At 33.8% G+C, this 14,964-nt stretch carries 18 protein-coding genes and 2 pseudogenes; 5 read left to right on the top strand and 15 right to left on the bottom strand.

Annotated features, from left to right (window positions below; all coding sequences use genetic code 11):
* Together SB773_RS13050 and SB773_RS13055 are read right to left on the bottom strand one after the other, a co-directional pair.
* A pseudogene (locus tag SB773_RS13050) lies at positions 1–209 on the bottom strand (BclA C-terminal domain-containing protein); the annotation flags it as partial.
* A gap of 323 nt (positions 210–532) precedes the next feature.
* A pseudogene (locus SB773_RS13055) lies at positions 533–838 on the bottom strand (sigma factor); the annotation flags it as partial.
* A 244-nt stretch (positions 839–1,082) separates the two neighbouring features.
* On the opposite strand from SB773_RS13055, the gene SB773_RS13060 reads away from it, so the two are divergent.
* On the top strand, positions 1,083–1,451 hold the full coding sequence (locus SB773_RS13060; RefSeq protein ID WP_410590286.1) for a DinB family protein: 369 nt from the start codon (positions 1,083–1,085) through the stop codon (positions 1,449–1,451).
* Between the two features lie 137 nt (positions 1,452–1,588).
* Positions 1,589–1,921, top strand: coding sequence for a YfjL-like protein (locus SB773_RS13065; RefSeq protein ID WP_131246702.1), 333 nt, complete (start codon positions 1,589–1,591; stop codon positions 1,919–1,921).
* A gap of 63 nt (positions 1,922–1,984) precedes the next feature.
* Here SB773_RS13065 and SB773_RS13070 read toward each other — a convergent pair whose 3' ends face one another.
* From SB773_RS13070 to SB773_RS13100, 7 genes are all read right to left on the bottom strand, one after another.
* Positions 1,985–2,680 (bottom strand): ABC transporter permease, encoded by a 696-nt coding sequence (locus SB773_RS13070; protein WP_131246703.1) that lies wholly within the window; start codon positions 2,678–2,680, stop codon positions 1,985–1,987.
* A gap of 24 nt (positions 2,681–2,704) precedes the next feature.
* The gene (locus tag SB773_RS13075; RefSeq protein WP_410590289.1) at positions 2,705–3,574 is read right to left on the bottom strand and encodes a DUF4097 family beta strand repeat-containing protein; all 870 of its coding nucleotides are present in this window, start codon (positions 3,572–3,574) and stop codon (positions 2,705–2,707) included.
* A 37-nt stretch (positions 3,575–3,611) separates the two neighbouring features.
* Entirely contained in the window at positions 3,612–4,316 is a 705-nt protein-coding gene (locus SB773_RS13080) for an ABC transporter permease (protein ID WP_002165013.1), read from the bottom strand.
* Between the two features lie 34 nt (positions 4,317–4,350).
* Positions 4,351–4,512 carry a hypothetical protein gene (locus SB773_RS13085; RefSeq protein ID WP_002143307.1) on the bottom strand — a complete coding sequence of 54 codons (162 nt, stop codon included), beginning with the start codon at positions 4,510–4,512 and terminating at the stop codon, positions 4,351–4,353.
* The gene (locus SB773_RS13090) at positions 4,505–5,428 is read right to left on the bottom strand and encodes an ABC transporter ATP-binding protein (RefSeq protein ID WP_016120864.1); all 924 of its coding nucleotides are present in this window, start codon (positions 5,426–5,428) and stop codon (positions 4,505–4,507) included. Before SB773_RS13090 ends, SB773_RS13085 begins: the two co-directional genes overlap by 8 nt.
* Positions 5,429–5,552: 124 nt before the next feature.
* Positions 5,553–6,488: a HAMP domain-containing histidine kinase gene (locus SB773_RS13095; RefSeq protein ID WP_131246705.1), complete on the bottom strand. Its 936-nt coding sequence runs from the start codon at positions 6,486–6,488 to the stop codon at positions 5,553–5,555.
* 1 nt (position 6,489) lies between these two features.
* On the bottom strand, positions 6,490–7,182 hold the full coding sequence (locus SB773_RS13100; RefSeq protein WP_002088884.1) for a response regulator transcription factor: 693 nt from the start codon (positions 7,180–7,182) through the stop codon (positions 6,490–6,492).
* A 170-nt stretch (positions 7,183–7,352) separates the two neighbouring features.
* On the opposite strand from SB773_RS13100, the gene SB773_RS13105 reads away from it, so the two are divergent.
* Together SB773_RS13105 and SB773_RS13110 are read left to right on the top strand one after the other, a co-directional pair.
* Entirely contained in the window at positions 7,353–7,526 is a 174-nt protein-coding gene (locus SB773_RS13105) for a hypothetical protein (RefSeq protein ID WP_002015431.1), read from the top strand.
* A complete protein-coding gene (locus tag SB773_RS13110; RefSeq protein ID WP_001014315.1) occupies positions 7,527–7,721 on the top strand; it encodes a YwbE family protein in 195 nt (64 codons plus the stop codon).
* A gap of 43 nt (positions 7,722–7,764) precedes the next feature.
* Here SB773_RS13110 and SB773_RS13115 read toward each other — a convergent pair whose 3' ends face one another.
* Together SB773_RS13115 and SB773_RS13120 are read right to left on the bottom strand one after the other, a co-directional pair.
* A complete protein-coding gene (locus SB773_RS13115) occupies positions 7,765–8,964 on the bottom strand; it encodes a class I SAM-dependent rRNA methyltransferase (RefSeq protein ID WP_002067464.1) in 1,200 nt (399 codons plus the stop codon).
* A 92-nt stretch (positions 8,965–9,056) separates the two neighbouring features.
* A complete protein-coding gene (locus SB773_RS13120) occupies positions 9,057–10,847 on the bottom strand; it encodes a cation:proton antiporter (RefSeq protein ID WP_410590294.1) in 1,791 nt (596 codons plus the stop codon).
* Between the two features lie 254 nt (positions 10,848–11,101).
* Here SB773_RS13120 and isdG point away from each other — a divergent pair, with 254 nt between their 5' ends.
* Complete coding sequence (isdG, locus tag SB773_RS13125) at positions 11,102–11,425, top strand: heme oxygenase (RefSeq protein WP_410590296.1); 324 nt, start codon at positions 11,102–11,104, stop codon at positions 11,423–11,425.
* Between the two features lie 69 nt (positions 11,426–11,494).
* Here the strand turns inward: isdG and srtB are convergent, their stop codons facing one another.
* From srtB to isdE, 4 genes are read right to left on the bottom strand one after another with little or no spacing between them, the layout of a single operon-like run.
* Positions 11,495–12,259, bottom strand: a complete 765-nt coding sequence (gene srtB, locus SB773_RS13130) for a class B sortase (protein ID WP_002129321.1) — start codon at positions 12,257–12,259, stop codon at positions 11,495–11,497.
* A gap of 31 nt (positions 12,260–12,290) precedes the next feature.
* Positions 12,291–13,061, bottom strand: coding sequence for an ABC transporter ATP-binding protein (locus tag SB773_RS13135; protein WP_410590299.1), 771 nt, complete (start codon positions 13,059–13,061; stop codon positions 12,291–12,293).
* Positions 13,051–14,034: a FecCD family ABC transporter permease gene (locus tag SB773_RS13140; RefSeq protein ID WP_410590301.1), complete on the bottom strand. Its 984-nt coding sequence runs from the start codon at positions 14,032–14,034 to the stop codon at positions 13,051–13,053. The genes SB773_RS13135 and SB773_RS13140 overlap by 11 nt, the downstream gene beginning before the upstream one ends.
* 27 nt (positions 14,035–14,061) lie before the next feature.
* Positions 14,062–14,943 (bottom strand): heme ABC transporter substrate-binding protein IsdE, encoded by an 882-nt coding sequence (isdE, locus tag SB773_RS13145; RefSeq protein WP_410590303.1) that lies wholly within the window; start codon positions 14,941–14,943, stop codon positions 14,062–14,064.
* Positions 14,944–14,964 lie beyond the last annotated feature (21 nt).

Consider the following 14,964-nt stretch of genomic DNA (forward strand, 5'->3'; position numbering starts at 1 on the left):
CCCGTTACTCCCGTTGAACCTGTCGCTCCCGTTACTCCCGTTGAACCTGTCGCTCCCGTTACTCCCGTTGAACCTGTTGCTCCCGTTGGGCCTGTTGGACCAAGCTTAGGAACTGTCCCATCGCAACTAAAACAGCACGAATCAACATGTAAACCATTTTGATTATTACATCCACAATATCCATTTGCATTATTACTCCATAAAGACATGTTGACCCTCCTTCGTGTTCAATCTTTTAAGTACAGCCAACGAATTAAAAATATCTTTCTAATAAAAAATTAGTTTTTATTTTCCTTATCAACTATCCGCTTTGGAAAAAACCTTTTATAAATAAAGGTTTTTTCCCTTACATTCTAATAATTATTACATGCAATACGCTCTCCTTTCGCTTGTACTTTCGCCTTCCTCATTAAACGAATTTCCTCTTCTTCAACCTTGATACACGCATGCATTTCAATACAATATATTAAAATCCGTATAATTCGTTATTATTTCGTCAAAATTCCCAAAAAATATTAACACTTAAAATACCCTCATATTTTGTTAAATTAACATTTTTTCCTTCTACATATATTTTTTGCTGAAACTCTTGTAATTGATAGACCTTATTACTTTTTCGTTTATAATCAATGGCTTTAAATTTCGCAACAGATATAAGCCAATTTCTAAACTTCCCACGATTTTCATCATAACTATTAATGTTGTACCAAACGATTAATAAAATATCGTCAACACATTCATCCACTAGCACCTTGCTATGTGCCGTATCTAAAACGCTATGAACCACCTTATAAATTAAATCTCCATATTGATCAATGACTGTATGTAACGCTAACATGTCTTGTTTTCGAAGACCTTCTACTATTTTTATATCCTTCACCCTTATCACCACTCTTTAATCTTTACTCTATTCTTTATTCATTACATATACGAATGAAAAGATCGATTTTCTGACACTTTTACAAATATTTTCTAATTATTTTTATATCGTATCAATATGTATTGAAATTTTTTCTATAAAAAGGGAATGAATTAAGTATCTCGAATTTAATCTATGAACATAAGTAGGAGGGATAACAATAATGTACCAAACTATTGAAGGTTTTCTACAATCATGGACATACGAAGCTGAGTCTACTCAGAAGATGCTCGATGCATTAACCGATGAATCTTTATCACAAGAAATTGCAGATGGGTATCGCAAAGTGAATACGGCTTTTATTGAAGCACTTCAAAGTGAGTGGACTGATAAAGACTTAGCTACTATTAATAACTTCTTTGGTCGTCCTATGCCGAATTCTATATTTTTAATGACACTCATCAATCATCAAAATCACCACCGCGGACAGATGACTGTTTTAATGCGACAAGCTGGCTTAACAGTTCCTGGCGTATATGGCCCCGCAAAAGAAGAATGGGCTGCGTCTGGAATGGAAGCTCCTAAAATGTAACGACAAAAAAGACAAGATGTTTACATATCTTGTCTTTTTCTGTAACTTGTTTCATGTGAAACTATTTTTGGCTAAATGGTTATTTTATGGGAAAAACAAGTTAAAATAAATACATATTATGAGGAGGGGCAACCAAATTGAATACAAAAAATAAAAAAATAGCTATGGGAACTCTTTTACTAACTTCTATTATTGGAGTTATCGGTGTATCTCTTTATTTCACATATTATGGTACCCCTTGGGGAAAACAAACAGCAATTGCAGAATCAAAAAATTATATTACAAAATACTTTAATCTAGATGCGGAAGTCAAAAATACTTCTTACAATGCTAAAATGAATAGCTATGCAATCTCCTTTGAAACAAGTGTAGATGGAGAGTTTACTATCGAATATAAAAGTCCTAATAACTTTAACATTTCTCCAGGAGTTCAAGAGTATTTAAGTAAACACTACAAATTCGCAGAGTAGTAACGAAGCATACATATACAAAAAAGAGTTGGTATAACGCCAACTCTTTGTTACGTATTCTTGTCATACTGTTATATCTTCCTTCTCTATATTTTTAATTCCGTAATATGCAATCGCAACTCCAATTGCTGCCAATGCTAGTTGAAGGGGAAGAAAAGTTGCTGTAGGAAACGTTGGGTTGCTATTCATTGCAATTGATACAACGATAAGGGATGAAACAATTGTAGTTGGCACTGAACGTTTACGCATTCCGAAATATAATGGGATTAAACTCATTCCCGCAGTTGCAATGGCTAAAGGAACCAGTTTTATTCCTTCTTGCATCAATTGATCTACTGTAAATGAATTAGGAAGAATTGAAAAATAACTATCTATCCCAAAGAAAATTCCTACTACTAAAATGTTCGATACAATAACTGTTATAAATGTTAATGTTGCTGTAATGGCCAACTTACTAGCCATCATTTTCTTTCGGTTAATTGGATAAGAAAACATGAGTAATATTGTTTTGTTTTTATATTCATCAATTATTATTTTTGCGATTAGTACACTACCAAAAATAATAAATGTTGCTCTTACTAATGTGCTAGCCATCAACAAAATTGTCTGTGGATCTTTTATTTCAGGATCCCCTTCTATTTGAGCAACGAAACTAACGAAAATTAGTAGTGCCAGTATAATGATATTTGCAATAACCGCTCTCTTCACATACCATCCAAGCTTAAACTTCTTCAATTCTAGCTTCATAAGACGTAGCATGATAGTCCTCCTTTTATTTAAATTTTAATCGATATAAATCGCTCCTGTTTTACTTAAAATCTTCACTTCGTTTTTTGCATCACCAATGGTTCCCGCTTTTATTTTTTCTGTATTTTTATCTTTCTTAAGTCCATCTAAATCCATCATTATGTCAGTCGAATGACTTTTAGCCGTAAGTTTCAATGAAGTCGGAGCACCTTTATACCGTACGCCAATGTCGCCTGATTTTGTTTCTATAAATAATGATTTTCCTTCTGTCATACCTTTCAATAATACTTCCCCAGATGTTGAAGTGATGTTCATATTTTCGTTTTTTATATTTTTCACATAATTATCGCCAGTAGTAGAAGTTATATTTACTTCTTGTAATGAACTATCTTTTAACATTAAATCTCCACTTTCGGATGTGAACTCACCCTTATCTGCCGATAGTCCTACAATCATTTCATCTCCAGACTTGCCTTTTGTCACGATACTTTTTACTACTATATCGCTTATTTTCACATCACCCGATTTATTATTTAATACAATTTTATCTATTTCTTTCTTCGGAACAGCTATAGATATGCTATTTTTCTTCCGAAACGTAAAACCATTAAAAAATCTGGTCGCCTTTTGTTTTTGCTTAATCACAACTTTATTACCGTCATTTTCTATTTTGACGGGATCTATCTCTTTATCTACTTGTTGACCTTGGGCGGAAACTACTATTTTATTAGAGTCTGTACTTTTAAATTCAATATCCCAGTTTTCATTGTCTACTTCTATTTCTTTTATATTATTTATCTCAAAAGACTTTTCTTTCTTAAAATCTTTCCCCTGAAACACCTTAAAACCAAAAACTACACTAGCAATTGTAATAAGTAAAATTGCAATTACTATTATTTTTTTCACTATTCATACCCCAGTTCGTTGTTGTTTTAAGCTTGCTTCACGCCACATCAATCTTGTCGATTTTACGATATGAAAGATAACTAATAAAAATCCCTAATAAACAGAGCACTATTGGGATAGCGATAAAATTAAACATACTTACTTGACCGTTTCCAGAACCAAAGTTACTACTAATTAGCATCCCAATTATTACTGCAGAAGTAATTGTTGTCGGTGTCGATTTCTTTCTCATCCCAAAAAATAAAGGAATTAAACTTATACCAGATATCATAAATGCATTTATAAAAGTAGCTGGAACGATAGCTATTATTTCACCTATCGTAGCTGGCGTTTCAATCAGCCCCATCATTGGACTCACAAAATATACGAGTAAACTAATACTGAAAGTAGCGATAATCGTGCTCACAAAACAAAAACAAAAAACAATTGTTAATTTCGCCCTCATTAGCATTTTTCTTTGCAGTGGGTACATAAACAATAGTTGTATTGTTTTGTTCTTATACTCATCAATTATTAAACGTGATAAAATGACCGAACTAAAAATAATGAATGTTATCCTAATAACAGTGTTTATTAAAACCATTTGTTGCGTGAAGTCAGAGAATAGCCCATCTACCTCGTCTTTCGCTCCCAACGCCATGAGGTTTACTACGGTGAAAATTGCTATAATACAAATTGCTACACTTTTAAAATAACTAGATAATTGATGTTTCTTCCATTCAAGCTTCATTAATTTAAACATGTAAACCATGCCTCCATTCCTTATATAACTGCCTCTACGCTACTAACATTCTAATTCCAGCAGTAACTACGCTTAACATTCCTATCACTAATAAAATTAAAATCCATTTCCGCTCAGGTTTTCTATAATATAAAATCCCACTTATGAACATTACGATCAATCCACTTACTATATTCACTAACAATCCATTAAGCATGAATGCCCTCTCCATCCATTACATTTAAGAAATACTCCTCTAAAGAACTATGTTTCTTATTAATACTTTCAATTTCTACATCGTTCATAATGAGTGCTTTTGAAATGGCTTGCTGCGTCGCCTTCAATTCATACACACGAATCATGTTTCCACTCATTATTTTGTAATTTTTTATAGCGAGTTTATCTTCTAAAATATAAGCTGCACGCTTCACATCCGGAACAGTGATTTCAATGTACTCTGTTTGTTTTCCGTTAATACTCTTCATCGAAACTTCTTTTATTAGTTTTCCATTTTGAATCACACCAATTGTATCTGCCATTTGTTCCATCTCACCTAAAATATGACTAGAGACTAATAACGTAATGCCATATTCTTTGCAGAGCATTTTAAATAAGTCTCGTAACTCTTTAATACCAATTGGATCTAAACCATTAATCGGTTCATCTAAAATGAGTAGTTCTGGCTTTGTCATGATCGCCCTTGCAATACCAAGTCGTTGCTTCATCCCTAATGAAAAATCTTTTACTTTTTTATCATCTATACCGTGCAGTTTTACTAAATTTAAAGCATGATCAATTGCGTTTTTATCGTAATACCCCATATATTCACAATGTAATTCTAAGTTTTCCTTCGCCGTTAATTTATCATAAAAGATTGGATATTCGATAATTGTCCCCATTCTTTTTAATACTTCATAAGATGTATCTGTTAACTTCTCACCGAAAATTTCAATATCACCGCTCGTCGGTTTTATTAAATTTGTAATCATTTTCATAATCGTTGTTTTACCCGCGCCGTTCGGTCCTAAAAAGCCGTAAATCTCTCCTTTTTTCACATGCATATTAACACTAGAAATAACTTCTTTCCCTTTAAACACTTTCGTTAACTGGTTCGTTTTTAATATATATGTCATGTCACTTTCCCCTTTCGCACTGCTCTATATTTCTATAATAGACAACGAAAATCTCTTTTTTCTTACCCGTTCCTTACAAATTCCTTACGTTCAAAAAAGCTTGTAGAATCTACTTCTCTACAAGCTAAAACTGCATCTTTGTTAATACAACTGTAAAAACCGTTTTTTCATACGGCTTACTAGAAAGATAAATTTCTCCATCCATCGCTTCCACAAGCCTTTTCGTAATCGTTAACCCTAGACCACTTCCTTGGTACAATCTATTTCTTGAATCTTCAAGTGTGTACATACGCTCAAACACTTTATCAATATGAGATTCATCAATTCCTTTTCCTTTATCCCATACGTCTATATACACACTCGTTTCATCATCTCTTAAAGTCATACCAAGTGTCTTTCCATCGTCCCCATATGTAATCGCATTTGATATTAAATTATTCAATACTCTGCCTAATACTTCTACATTTCCAAGTGCATATATATTTCTTTCTGCTATATCAATATGGACATGAAAACCTTTCGTCGTCACTAAATCATAAAAAGATAAAATCTTCTCGCGGCAAACTTCATTCATATTTACTTTTGTCATCTCGATTGCTTTGTCACCGGATTCTAATTTTGCTAAATCAAAAAACTTATGAATCAGTTCCATCACTTCTAGTGTTTTTACATGCACCTTTTCGAGTAATATTTGCTGCTCTTCCTCACTTATCGTTTTATCCTTATTTAACATTTCGGTATATCCAAGAATAACTGTTAGTGGTGTTTTCAAATCATGTGAAATATTTGAAAGCATTTTTCTCATCGAAATTTCTACTTTCGCATGATCTGCATTCGTTTTCTGTTTTGCATCTAATAAATGATTAATCGCCACTAATAACTTTTGCAATTCTAGATCATCTGTCATAATTAATAGCTTCTCACCAGTTTGTTCTTTTACAATTCGATTTAACTTCTCATACGTGTAGCGTAAATTCCTACTACTATTTTTCCTAATTTTATATTGCACGTAAATAACGATAAGCAATATAATAATCACCACTGTTAAAAATACAACCATACTACATCACTTCCAACTTATAGCCGATGCCCCATAATGTTTTAATATATTCTGGATTAGATGGATCACTTTCAATTTTCTCACGTAATCTTCTCATATGAACATTAATAACATTATCATCACCATAATATTCTTCATTCCAAACAAGCGTATATATTTGTGCTTTCGTAAAAACACGATTTTGATTCTTCACGAATAGCTTTAAAATCTCAAATTCTTTTAAAGTAAGTTTAAGCTGTCTTCCCTTTTTCTCCACAGTAAAATTAATTGGGTCAATTATTAAATCACCAATCTGAATCGCCTCATCTTTTGATTCCACAGCCGAATACTTTGTAGACCTCCGAATACCCGCTTTTACACGTGCAGCTAGTTCAATCATAGAAAACGGCTTACAAATGTAATCATCTGCTCCAAGTCCTAATCCAACAGCTTTATCAACATCTGTATCTTTCGCTGACATCATTAAAATCGGAACGGCACTTTTTTCTCGAATGATTCGCACAACCTCTAAGCCATCTAACTTTGGCATCATAATATCGAGGATAATCAAATCAAATGAACCTTTTAAAAATGCGTTAACTCCTTCTTCTCCATCAGATGCGATTGTAACTTGAAAACCTTCTTTTACTAAATATGTTTCAACCATCTCTTGAATTGAGATGTCATCTTCAACTAATAAAATATGATGTGACATATTTCTATCCCCTTTTTTAACAAACATTAACAATTTAATTGTATCGTAACGAATGAATGCTGGAAAGAATTATATGAATTTTCAAACCAACTTCCCTTCCTTCCTTAACAATGATATGATGAAATTCACTACGATTGTTCATAATTAACTTTATATAAAGGAGACTTATCATGTCAGAAAACAAAAAAGTAAGCTTAGCTGATTTAATGCGCGAACAACTTGCGAAGAAAAAGCAAGGAAATGGAAACGGCTCAAATAATGGAAGTCAAAGTCAAGAAACGAAAAAATTACAAAACCAACAAACGAAGAAAACAAACAACCAACGTAGACGTACAGGTGTATAAATGAACGGGCAAAAACGATCTAACATTTCATCAGGTCTTGAAGTCGATATTGTATTAAAACAAGATCAACGTACAGGTAAGCTAACAAGAGGAATTGTAAAAGATATTTTAACGAACTCACCCTCTCATCCGCACGGCATTAAAGTACGATTGCAGGACGGGCAAGTTGGCAGAGTCCAAAATATCATTCAATAAGAAAAGGAGCTCATTTAAACTTGAGCTCCTTTTCTTATTTTCATTAACCTTTAATTTTTTCGATGAAAACTACTTTTAAATAGTCTCCCTCTTTAAATTGATCAATTGTACGGAAATCTTCTGGTAAAGAATGTTCTTCTAATATTTTATATTTACCGTTCATTTCTTTAAATGCTGTATCGATAAAGCCATTAAACTTTTTCATATCGAATGCGCTACAATTTGTAGAAGCAACGATAATACCGTTATTTTCTGTAATGGCAATTGTTTCTTTTAATAAGTTTTTATAATCTTTCGCCGCACTGAACGTATATTTTTTCGAGCGTGCAAAGCTTGGGGGATCAAGTACAACCATATCAAATTTCATCTTTTTCTTAGCTGCATATTTGAAATATAGAAATACATCTTCTACAATAATATCTTGTGCTTCATAATCAATTTCATTTACACTAAACTGCTCAATCGTTTTACTTAAACTACGATTTGCAAGGTCCACACTCGTTGTTTTACTCGCTCCGCCAAGCGCTGCAAACACAGAGAAAGCCCCGGTATAAGAGAACATATTTAAAACCGTTCTTCCTTTTGCATATTTATCACGAATTTGTTTTCGAACGTTACGCTGATCTAAAAACACACCAACCATCGCCCCGTCATTTAAATATACAGCAAAGTTTACACCGTTCTCTTTTACGATAAGTGGGAACTCACCGCGCTCTCCTGCGACAAAATCATCACCTTCAATGTATTTCCCTTTCGTATCAAAACGCTTTTTCTCATAAATCCCTTTGAAATTTGCTACTTTTTGAAGTGCTGCTATAATCTCATCGCGGAAAGTATAAACCCCTTCACTATACCAACTTATTACGTAATAGCCGTCATAATAATCGATGATTAAACCACCAAGGCCATCGCCCTCACCATTCAGGGCACGGAATGCTGTTGTATCATTTGATTTATAAAAATCTTTTCGTTTATGTAAAGCAGATTTGATTTTACTTTCAAAGAAAGGTTGATTAATTTGCTCTTTCTCTTTTCTCGTTAAAATCCATCCATATCCTTTATTTTGTTTTCCATAATAGCCTTTTCCGATGAATTGGTTCTTCTCATCTACTACGTTGATGATTGTTCCTTCTTCACGTACATCATTTAAATTCTGAATAGCATCTTTTAAAATAAGTGGATATCCACTTTTAATTTCTTTTATAAACTTCGGTTTTATTTTTATAGTTACTTCAGATCGCATGTAATGTCTTCCTTTCCATTTGAATGCTTTCTAATTAGTAGGAAGCAATGTAAAAAACGAGGCTGAAAAAAGCCTCGTTTCACTATACCATATTATTGCTTTGCTAGTACAACTAGCTCATCTCCTGGTATAACCGCTATATATTTATACAATGTTGAAAAAGTAAGACTACCATCATCGTGACGAATAAATAATATTACATCCTCTGAATCGCTCTCTTCTTTATTAATTTTTTGTTCTTCCTCAACTTGTATCGTTTTAAATGTATAACCCTCTTCAATTTTTCTATCTAACTCTTCATAAATTTCATTTTGACCAAACAGTAAATGAGCTTTTTTCGAAAGAGAGATGCGTTCTTGCTCAATCTTTTCCACATCATGAATCGGAAGTAAAAATGTATTATGATGTCCAAACTGCGGTACATATGTGTTTGCGACTAATACATTGTAAGAATCCGTATCTGTAACTGAAATTAAGTATTCATACTGATTCATATCTACTTCAAATTGCAACTGCTCTGAGAGTACTTGGCCGTTATATGTATTAAGCCCTTTCACCTTTGCGCATTGCAAATGTTCTTCCGATACATCTACGATTAAGCTCGGAATCCCCATCTCTTTACAATGCATAGCGAATGCAGTTGAGAATGTACTAGCTCCTGAAATTAAAATACCTGGTGGCTGTGTATTCGCTAATCCTAATTTTTTTGCTAAAAATCCAATTGAAAATCCATGAGCACAAACGGTCGTAATTACGAGTGCAAATGTAAGTGCTGTTAATATAGAAGCATCTTTATACCCTTCTTGTAATAACTCCGTCGCAAAGTAACTTGAAACCGTTAATGCAACAATACCTCGCGGCGCAATCCAACCAACTAGCGCCCTTTCTGATCTTGTTAACTCTGTTCCAATTGTCGATACCCAAATTGATAAAGGACGAACAACAAATATCATCATAAGTACGAAGCTAATAATAGGCCAGCTAAAAATCTCCATAATCGTCGTTCTTGGAAGTGATGCTGTTAAGATGATGAAAACAGTCGATGTTAATAGTACGGAAATATTTTCGTTAAAATGACGAATATCACCGATAGAAGAAATATATTTCTTCATCCGTGCAAGTGTAATCCCCATTACTGTTACGGCTAGCATACCTGTTTCATGCATGACTTCATCTGCAATGCCGAAGCATAGTAATACCGTAACGAGCAAAATCGGTGCCTTTAAATATTCTGGTACTTTCCCTTTTAAAATCATATAACTCATAAAAATACTAAACGCATACCCAAGTACCATTGCAAATAACGAACCTGCAAAGAAATATAGTAACGTATGTAAGTGTACATTTTCTTTCGTTAAGAAATTTACAATTTGAAAGGCGAATACAGCAAGTAATGCTCCAAACGGATCAACGATAATCCCTTCCCACTTTAAAATTGCAGCTGTCCTTGGCTTTAATCGTGCTTGGCGTAACAACGGAATAATTACAGTTGGACCTGTCACAATAAAAAGTCCTCCAATAATAAATGCAACCGCCCAATCTAATCCAGCGACGTAATGGGCTGCAAGTGAGCCAGCAATCCAAGCAATAAACGCACCAAACGTAACAATACGAAATACTGGTTTTGATAGTCCCCTCAGTTCACGTACATCTAAACTTAAACTACCTTCAAATAATATAATGGCAACTGAAAGTGATACAAGCGGACTAAAAACATCACCAAGTACATCTTTTGGATTAATGATGCCGAAAACAGGACCAATTAATAATCCGGCAACTGCCATAACAACGATAGCAGGGAGCTGGAAGCGCCATGCGGTCCATTGTGAGGCAATGCCTAACGTAATAATGATAACGATACTAAGTAACAATGATTCGACCATAATACCCTCCTTATTCATAGTATTGCGAAAGCAAGGTATAAACCATACTTTGCTTGTGTATATTTCTTATTTTGTTTTATTTTAATAATATATAACTTCATTAACTATATGGTCAAATTATTTATATAATAGTAAATTCATCCTTAATTCTACATTTATATGAAAATTACCATTGACAATGATAATGATTTTCATTATCATTTAATGTATATGAGTTCTTGAAAATAAAGGCTACATTTATAGAAGGAATAAACATGATTATTGTTACAAATACAACTAAAATTACAAAGGGAAATGGCCATAAATTAATTGAGCGTTTTAATAAAGTAGGTAAAGTCGAAACAATGTCAGGATTTTTAGGATTAGAAGTTCTTTTAACGCACAATACAGTTGATTATGATGAAGTAACAATTAGCACTCGCTGGAATGCAAAAGAAGATTTCCAAGGTTGGACAAAGAGCTCAGCATTTAAAGATGCTCACTCACATCAAGGCGGGATGCCAGACTATATTCTTGATAATAAAATTGCTTACTATGATGTAAAAGTTGTACGTATGCCAATGGCTGCAGCAAAGTAAGCATATTTCTTTTTTAAAGTATAGAATATGAAGAGTGTTACCACTTCTCATATTCTATACTTTTTTTATTTAATGTCTTTTTACTAGTTTCGCATGTACTACTAATCTTCCCGCTTCTGGATCAAGTGCATAGTCACACGTCGAAAGTGTTACGATTTGATCACTTTCTGTCACTTTTGTATCCGTTTTGTACAGCGATTTTTCTTGAATTTTCTCCAAAAATGATGTGTATTCCGTATCACTACTAAAATCCGTTTCAATGTAATAAAAATCAGTTGTTGTTGTATACACCGAAAACACTTCAAGATCATATCCTTCAAATAATGTATCGTAATATAATTTACGATGCGACATGAAGAAATCTTCATCCAACATTTTCTTTAAACTTCCAAACATAGAACCATCTTTCATACGGTGACCATATAAAATAGTATTTCGATTTTGAGATTTCACATCATTACGATAGTCCATAAAAATGCTTCCTGCTCTCATATCTTCACCTTTATAATTTCGAAATAAATAGTAATCATTGTCTTTTGCTTGAACGATTGGATAATTAATTTGTGTATCATCCATCGTAATCCATCCAACTATTTCTTGGTTAATTTGCTGCAGAACTTTGAACTGTTTACGTACTTCCCCGTCTTGTGATTGCTCTTCCATCGGACTTTTTTCATAAATGTTTTGTGCTTCGGCCATTACTTTACGATTTTCATAGTAATCCATGAAAATATCACCTAATTCATATACTGAATAGAAAAAGGTACCTAAAAAAACAACTGTAAGTATTCGTTGAAAAAAAGAATTCTTCTTCCTTTCTTTTTTGCTACTCAAATTATCACCTCAAAACGGATTGTTCGCATGTTTAAATACCCATTGGGACCATATACAATCCTGTATTTTCATCTTGCTTTACAACGACATCTACACCGTATATCGTCTTTATCATACTTTCTGTCACAACATCATTCGGCTTGCCTTTTGTAACAATTTCGCCGTCTTTCATAATAATGATATGATCACTATAGCGAATCGCCTGATTAATATCGTGTAATACCATAACGATTGTCAATCCTTGTGCTTCATTTAATTCTTTTACTAACTCTAATATTTCAAGTTGATAATAAATATCTAAATATGTTGTCGGTTCATCTAAAAAGAGCATTGGCGTCTTCTGAGCTAACGTCATGGCAATCCAAACACGCTGTCTTTCTCCACCAGATAAAGCATGAATTTCCTTATCACGTTTACTTAGCAAATTCGTACATGCTAAAGCCCTTTCTATTGCTTCTCTATCTTCATCAGTTTGCGAAGAAAATATATTTTTATGAGGCATACGGCCAAAGCTTGTTAATTTCTCTACCGTCATATCTGCCGGTGCTTCATTTTGTTGATGGACAACGGCTAACTTTCTAGCAAACTCTTTCGGTTTATATTGGCTAATTGCCTTCCCATCAAGTATTACCTCTCCACTACGAGGATTGTGATTTCTTGACATCACACCAAGTAATGTTGATTTCCCGCAACCGTTTGGTCCAATAATTGTTGTAATTTTACCAATCTCTATTTCACTACTAACCGACTTTAATCGATCCGTTACATTATCGTACGAAAAGGTTACATTTTTAATTTCCATGAACTTTATCACTCTTTCTAAGCAAGAATATTAAGAATGGGCCACCAATAACTGCCATAATCGTCGCTGCTGGAATTTCGTTAGGTGGCACAATTAACCTTCCAATCGTATCCGCCGTCAAAATTAATAACGCCCCTGCAAGAGCAGAAAATGGAATTAATGCTTTATGGTCTGAACCAACTAGTTGTCTTGAAATGTGCGGAACGAGTAATCCTACGAAAGCGATAACACCTGCAATTGCTGTTGATACTGCCGCTAAGAGTACTGCAATGGCAGAAATAATAAGACGAACTCTCGTCACGTGCAAGCCTAAGTTTTTTGCAGTCTTATCTTGTAGAGATAATAAGTTACACCAAGCTCCGACAAACAGTGCAAGAATAAGACCAATTGTTCCATAAGTAACCATTATTTCTACATCGCCCCACGTCTTCATCGTTATATTAGAAGTCGTCGTTTGCTTAATACTCTTAATGAAGTATCCACAAATCGTAATGAACGATTCATTTAATCCAGTGAACATCGCATTAATGGCAATACCAATTAAAATAATGAGAAGCGGACTTAATCCTGATTTCCATGAAAACGAATAAACGAGATAACACGCAAACGCACCACCTAGAAAGGCGAATACCGGCGTCCAGAAAAAGAATTGCGGGAATAGCGTAATAATAACAAGTGTCATAAAACTTGCTCCTGAAGATATCCCGATTACCCCAGCATCAGCAAGTGGATTTTTCATGACAGCTTGGAAGAGCACGCCCGAAACAGCAAGAGCTGCTCCAGTAAATAGTGCAATAATAATACGTGGGAAACGTAAATCTTTAATCACTTCAACATCTTCATTTGCCCCTGTAAATATTCCTTGTACAAGGTCAATAATACCTACTTCTAAACTACCTTTCGTCGCTGACAACAAAGTCATAATGATGAGTAATACAGTAACAATAAAGAAACTCCAAAATTTTTTATTCATGCTAATCTTCCTTTATATTAAAATGCATCACGGATACATCATTTTTTTCAATTCATCTAGCGCTTCAGTCGCTGCTAAATTTCCTGTCGTTCCAAATAAACGCTCTTCTAAATCGTAAACACGATTATTTTTAACTGCAGCGAAGTGTTTCCAAATATCATTTGTTTTAAATTCTTTATCAAACATTTTTACAACTTCATCAGGCATACCATGTGCCGCTCGTAAAATAATGTCTGGATCAGCTTTTTTTAAATACTCTGTATTAGAAGCTAAATACTCTACTTGTTTACCTTGTACAATGTTTTTACCACCTAATTGTTTCACTAAATCTCCAATATAAGAATGCTCTGTTGCTACTAAATAACTCCCCGGTACACCTAATAAAATAAGCACTGTCGGTTCTTTCTTTCCCTTTACTGCTTTTTGAATCTCTGCAACCTTGTTATCTAACTTAGTTACAACTGCTTCAGCCTGCTTTTCACGTCCATATTGCTTACCTAAATTACTAATGGAATTTTGCATATTTTTTAAACTTGTTAGATCTAAAAAGTTTGCTTTCATACCTACACCATCAAAAACTGGCTTTAATTCATATTCAAGTGTTGTCACGGATAATACTTTTGACGGCTTTAATGATTTTACCTTTTCCATATCAGGACTCATCGGATTCCCAACTTCAGGTAAACCTTTATATCTCTTTGGTAAATCTTTAGTACTTGTTGGTACACCAATTAAATCTACTTCTAACGCATCCATAATTTCAGTAACAGCAACTGTCGTTGCGACAATCCTCTCTTTACCCTCACTCTTTACCTGCTTCGCTGTTTCTTTTTTTGGTGATGAGCACCCAGCTATACTTACTAATAAAATAATAGCCATTAGTACACTCGCAATTTTCTTCACTCGCAATCACCACTCCTTTCAATACAA

The organism is Bacillus sp. SIMBA_074 (assembly GCF_046534555.1).
GTDB lineage: Bacteria > Bacillota > Bacilli > Bacillales > Bacillaceae_G > Bacillus_A > Bacillus_A mycoides.

Coding starts and splice junctions, on each gene's coding strand:
- SB773_RS13060 (WP_410590286.1), top strand. CDS start 1,083: ATGTACCAAACTATTGAAGGTTTTCTACAATCATGGACATACGAAGCT.
- SB773_RS13070 (WP_131246703.1), bottom strand. CDS start 2,680: ATGCTACGTCTTATGAAGCTAGAATTGAAGAAGTTTAAGCTTGGATGG.
- SB773_RS13080 (WP_002165013.1), bottom strand. CDS start 4,316: ATGTTTAAATTAATGAAGCTTGAATGGAAGAAACATCAATTATCTAGT.
- SB773_RS13085 (WP_002143307.1), bottom strand. CDS start 4,512: ATGCTTAATGGATTGTTAGTGAATATAGTAAGTGGATTGATCGTAATG.
- SB773_RS13090 (WP_016120864.1), bottom strand. CDS start 5,428: ATGACATATATATTAAAAACGAACCAGTTAACGAAAGTGTTTAAAGGG.
- SB773_RS13095 (WP_131246705.1), bottom strand. CDS start 6,488: ATGGTTGTATTTTTAACAGTGGTGATTATTATATTGCTTATCGTTATT.
- SB773_RS13100 (WP_002088884.1), bottom strand. CDS start 7,182: ATGTCACATCATATTTTATTAGTTGAAGATGACATCTCAATTCAAGAG.
- SB773_RS13105 (WP_002015431.1), top strand. CDS start 7,353: ATGTCAGAAAACAAAAAAGTAAGCTTAGCTGATTTAATGCGCGAACAA.
- SB773_RS13110 (WP_001014315.1), top strand. CDS start 7,527: ATGAACGGGCAAAAACGATCTAACATTTCATCAGGTCTTGAAGTCGAT.
- SB773_RS13115 (WP_002067464.1), bottom strand. CDS start 8,964: ATGCGATCTGAAGTAACTATAAAAATAAAACCGAAGTTTATAAAAGAA.
- SB773_RS13120 (WP_410590294.1), bottom strand. CDS start 10,847: ATGGTCGAATCATTGTTACTTAGTATCGTTATCATTATTACGTTAGGC.
- isdG (WP_410590296.1), top strand. CDS start 11,102: ATGATTATTGTTACAAATACAACTAAAATTACAAAGGGAAATGGCCAT.
- SB773_RS13135 (WP_410590299.1), bottom strand. CDS start 13,061: ATGGAAATTAAAAATGTAACCTTTTCGTACGATAATGTAACGGATCGA.
- SB773_RS13140 (WP_410590301.1), bottom strand. CDS start 14,034: ATGAATAAAAAATTTTGGAGTTTCTTTATTGTTACTGTATTACTCATC.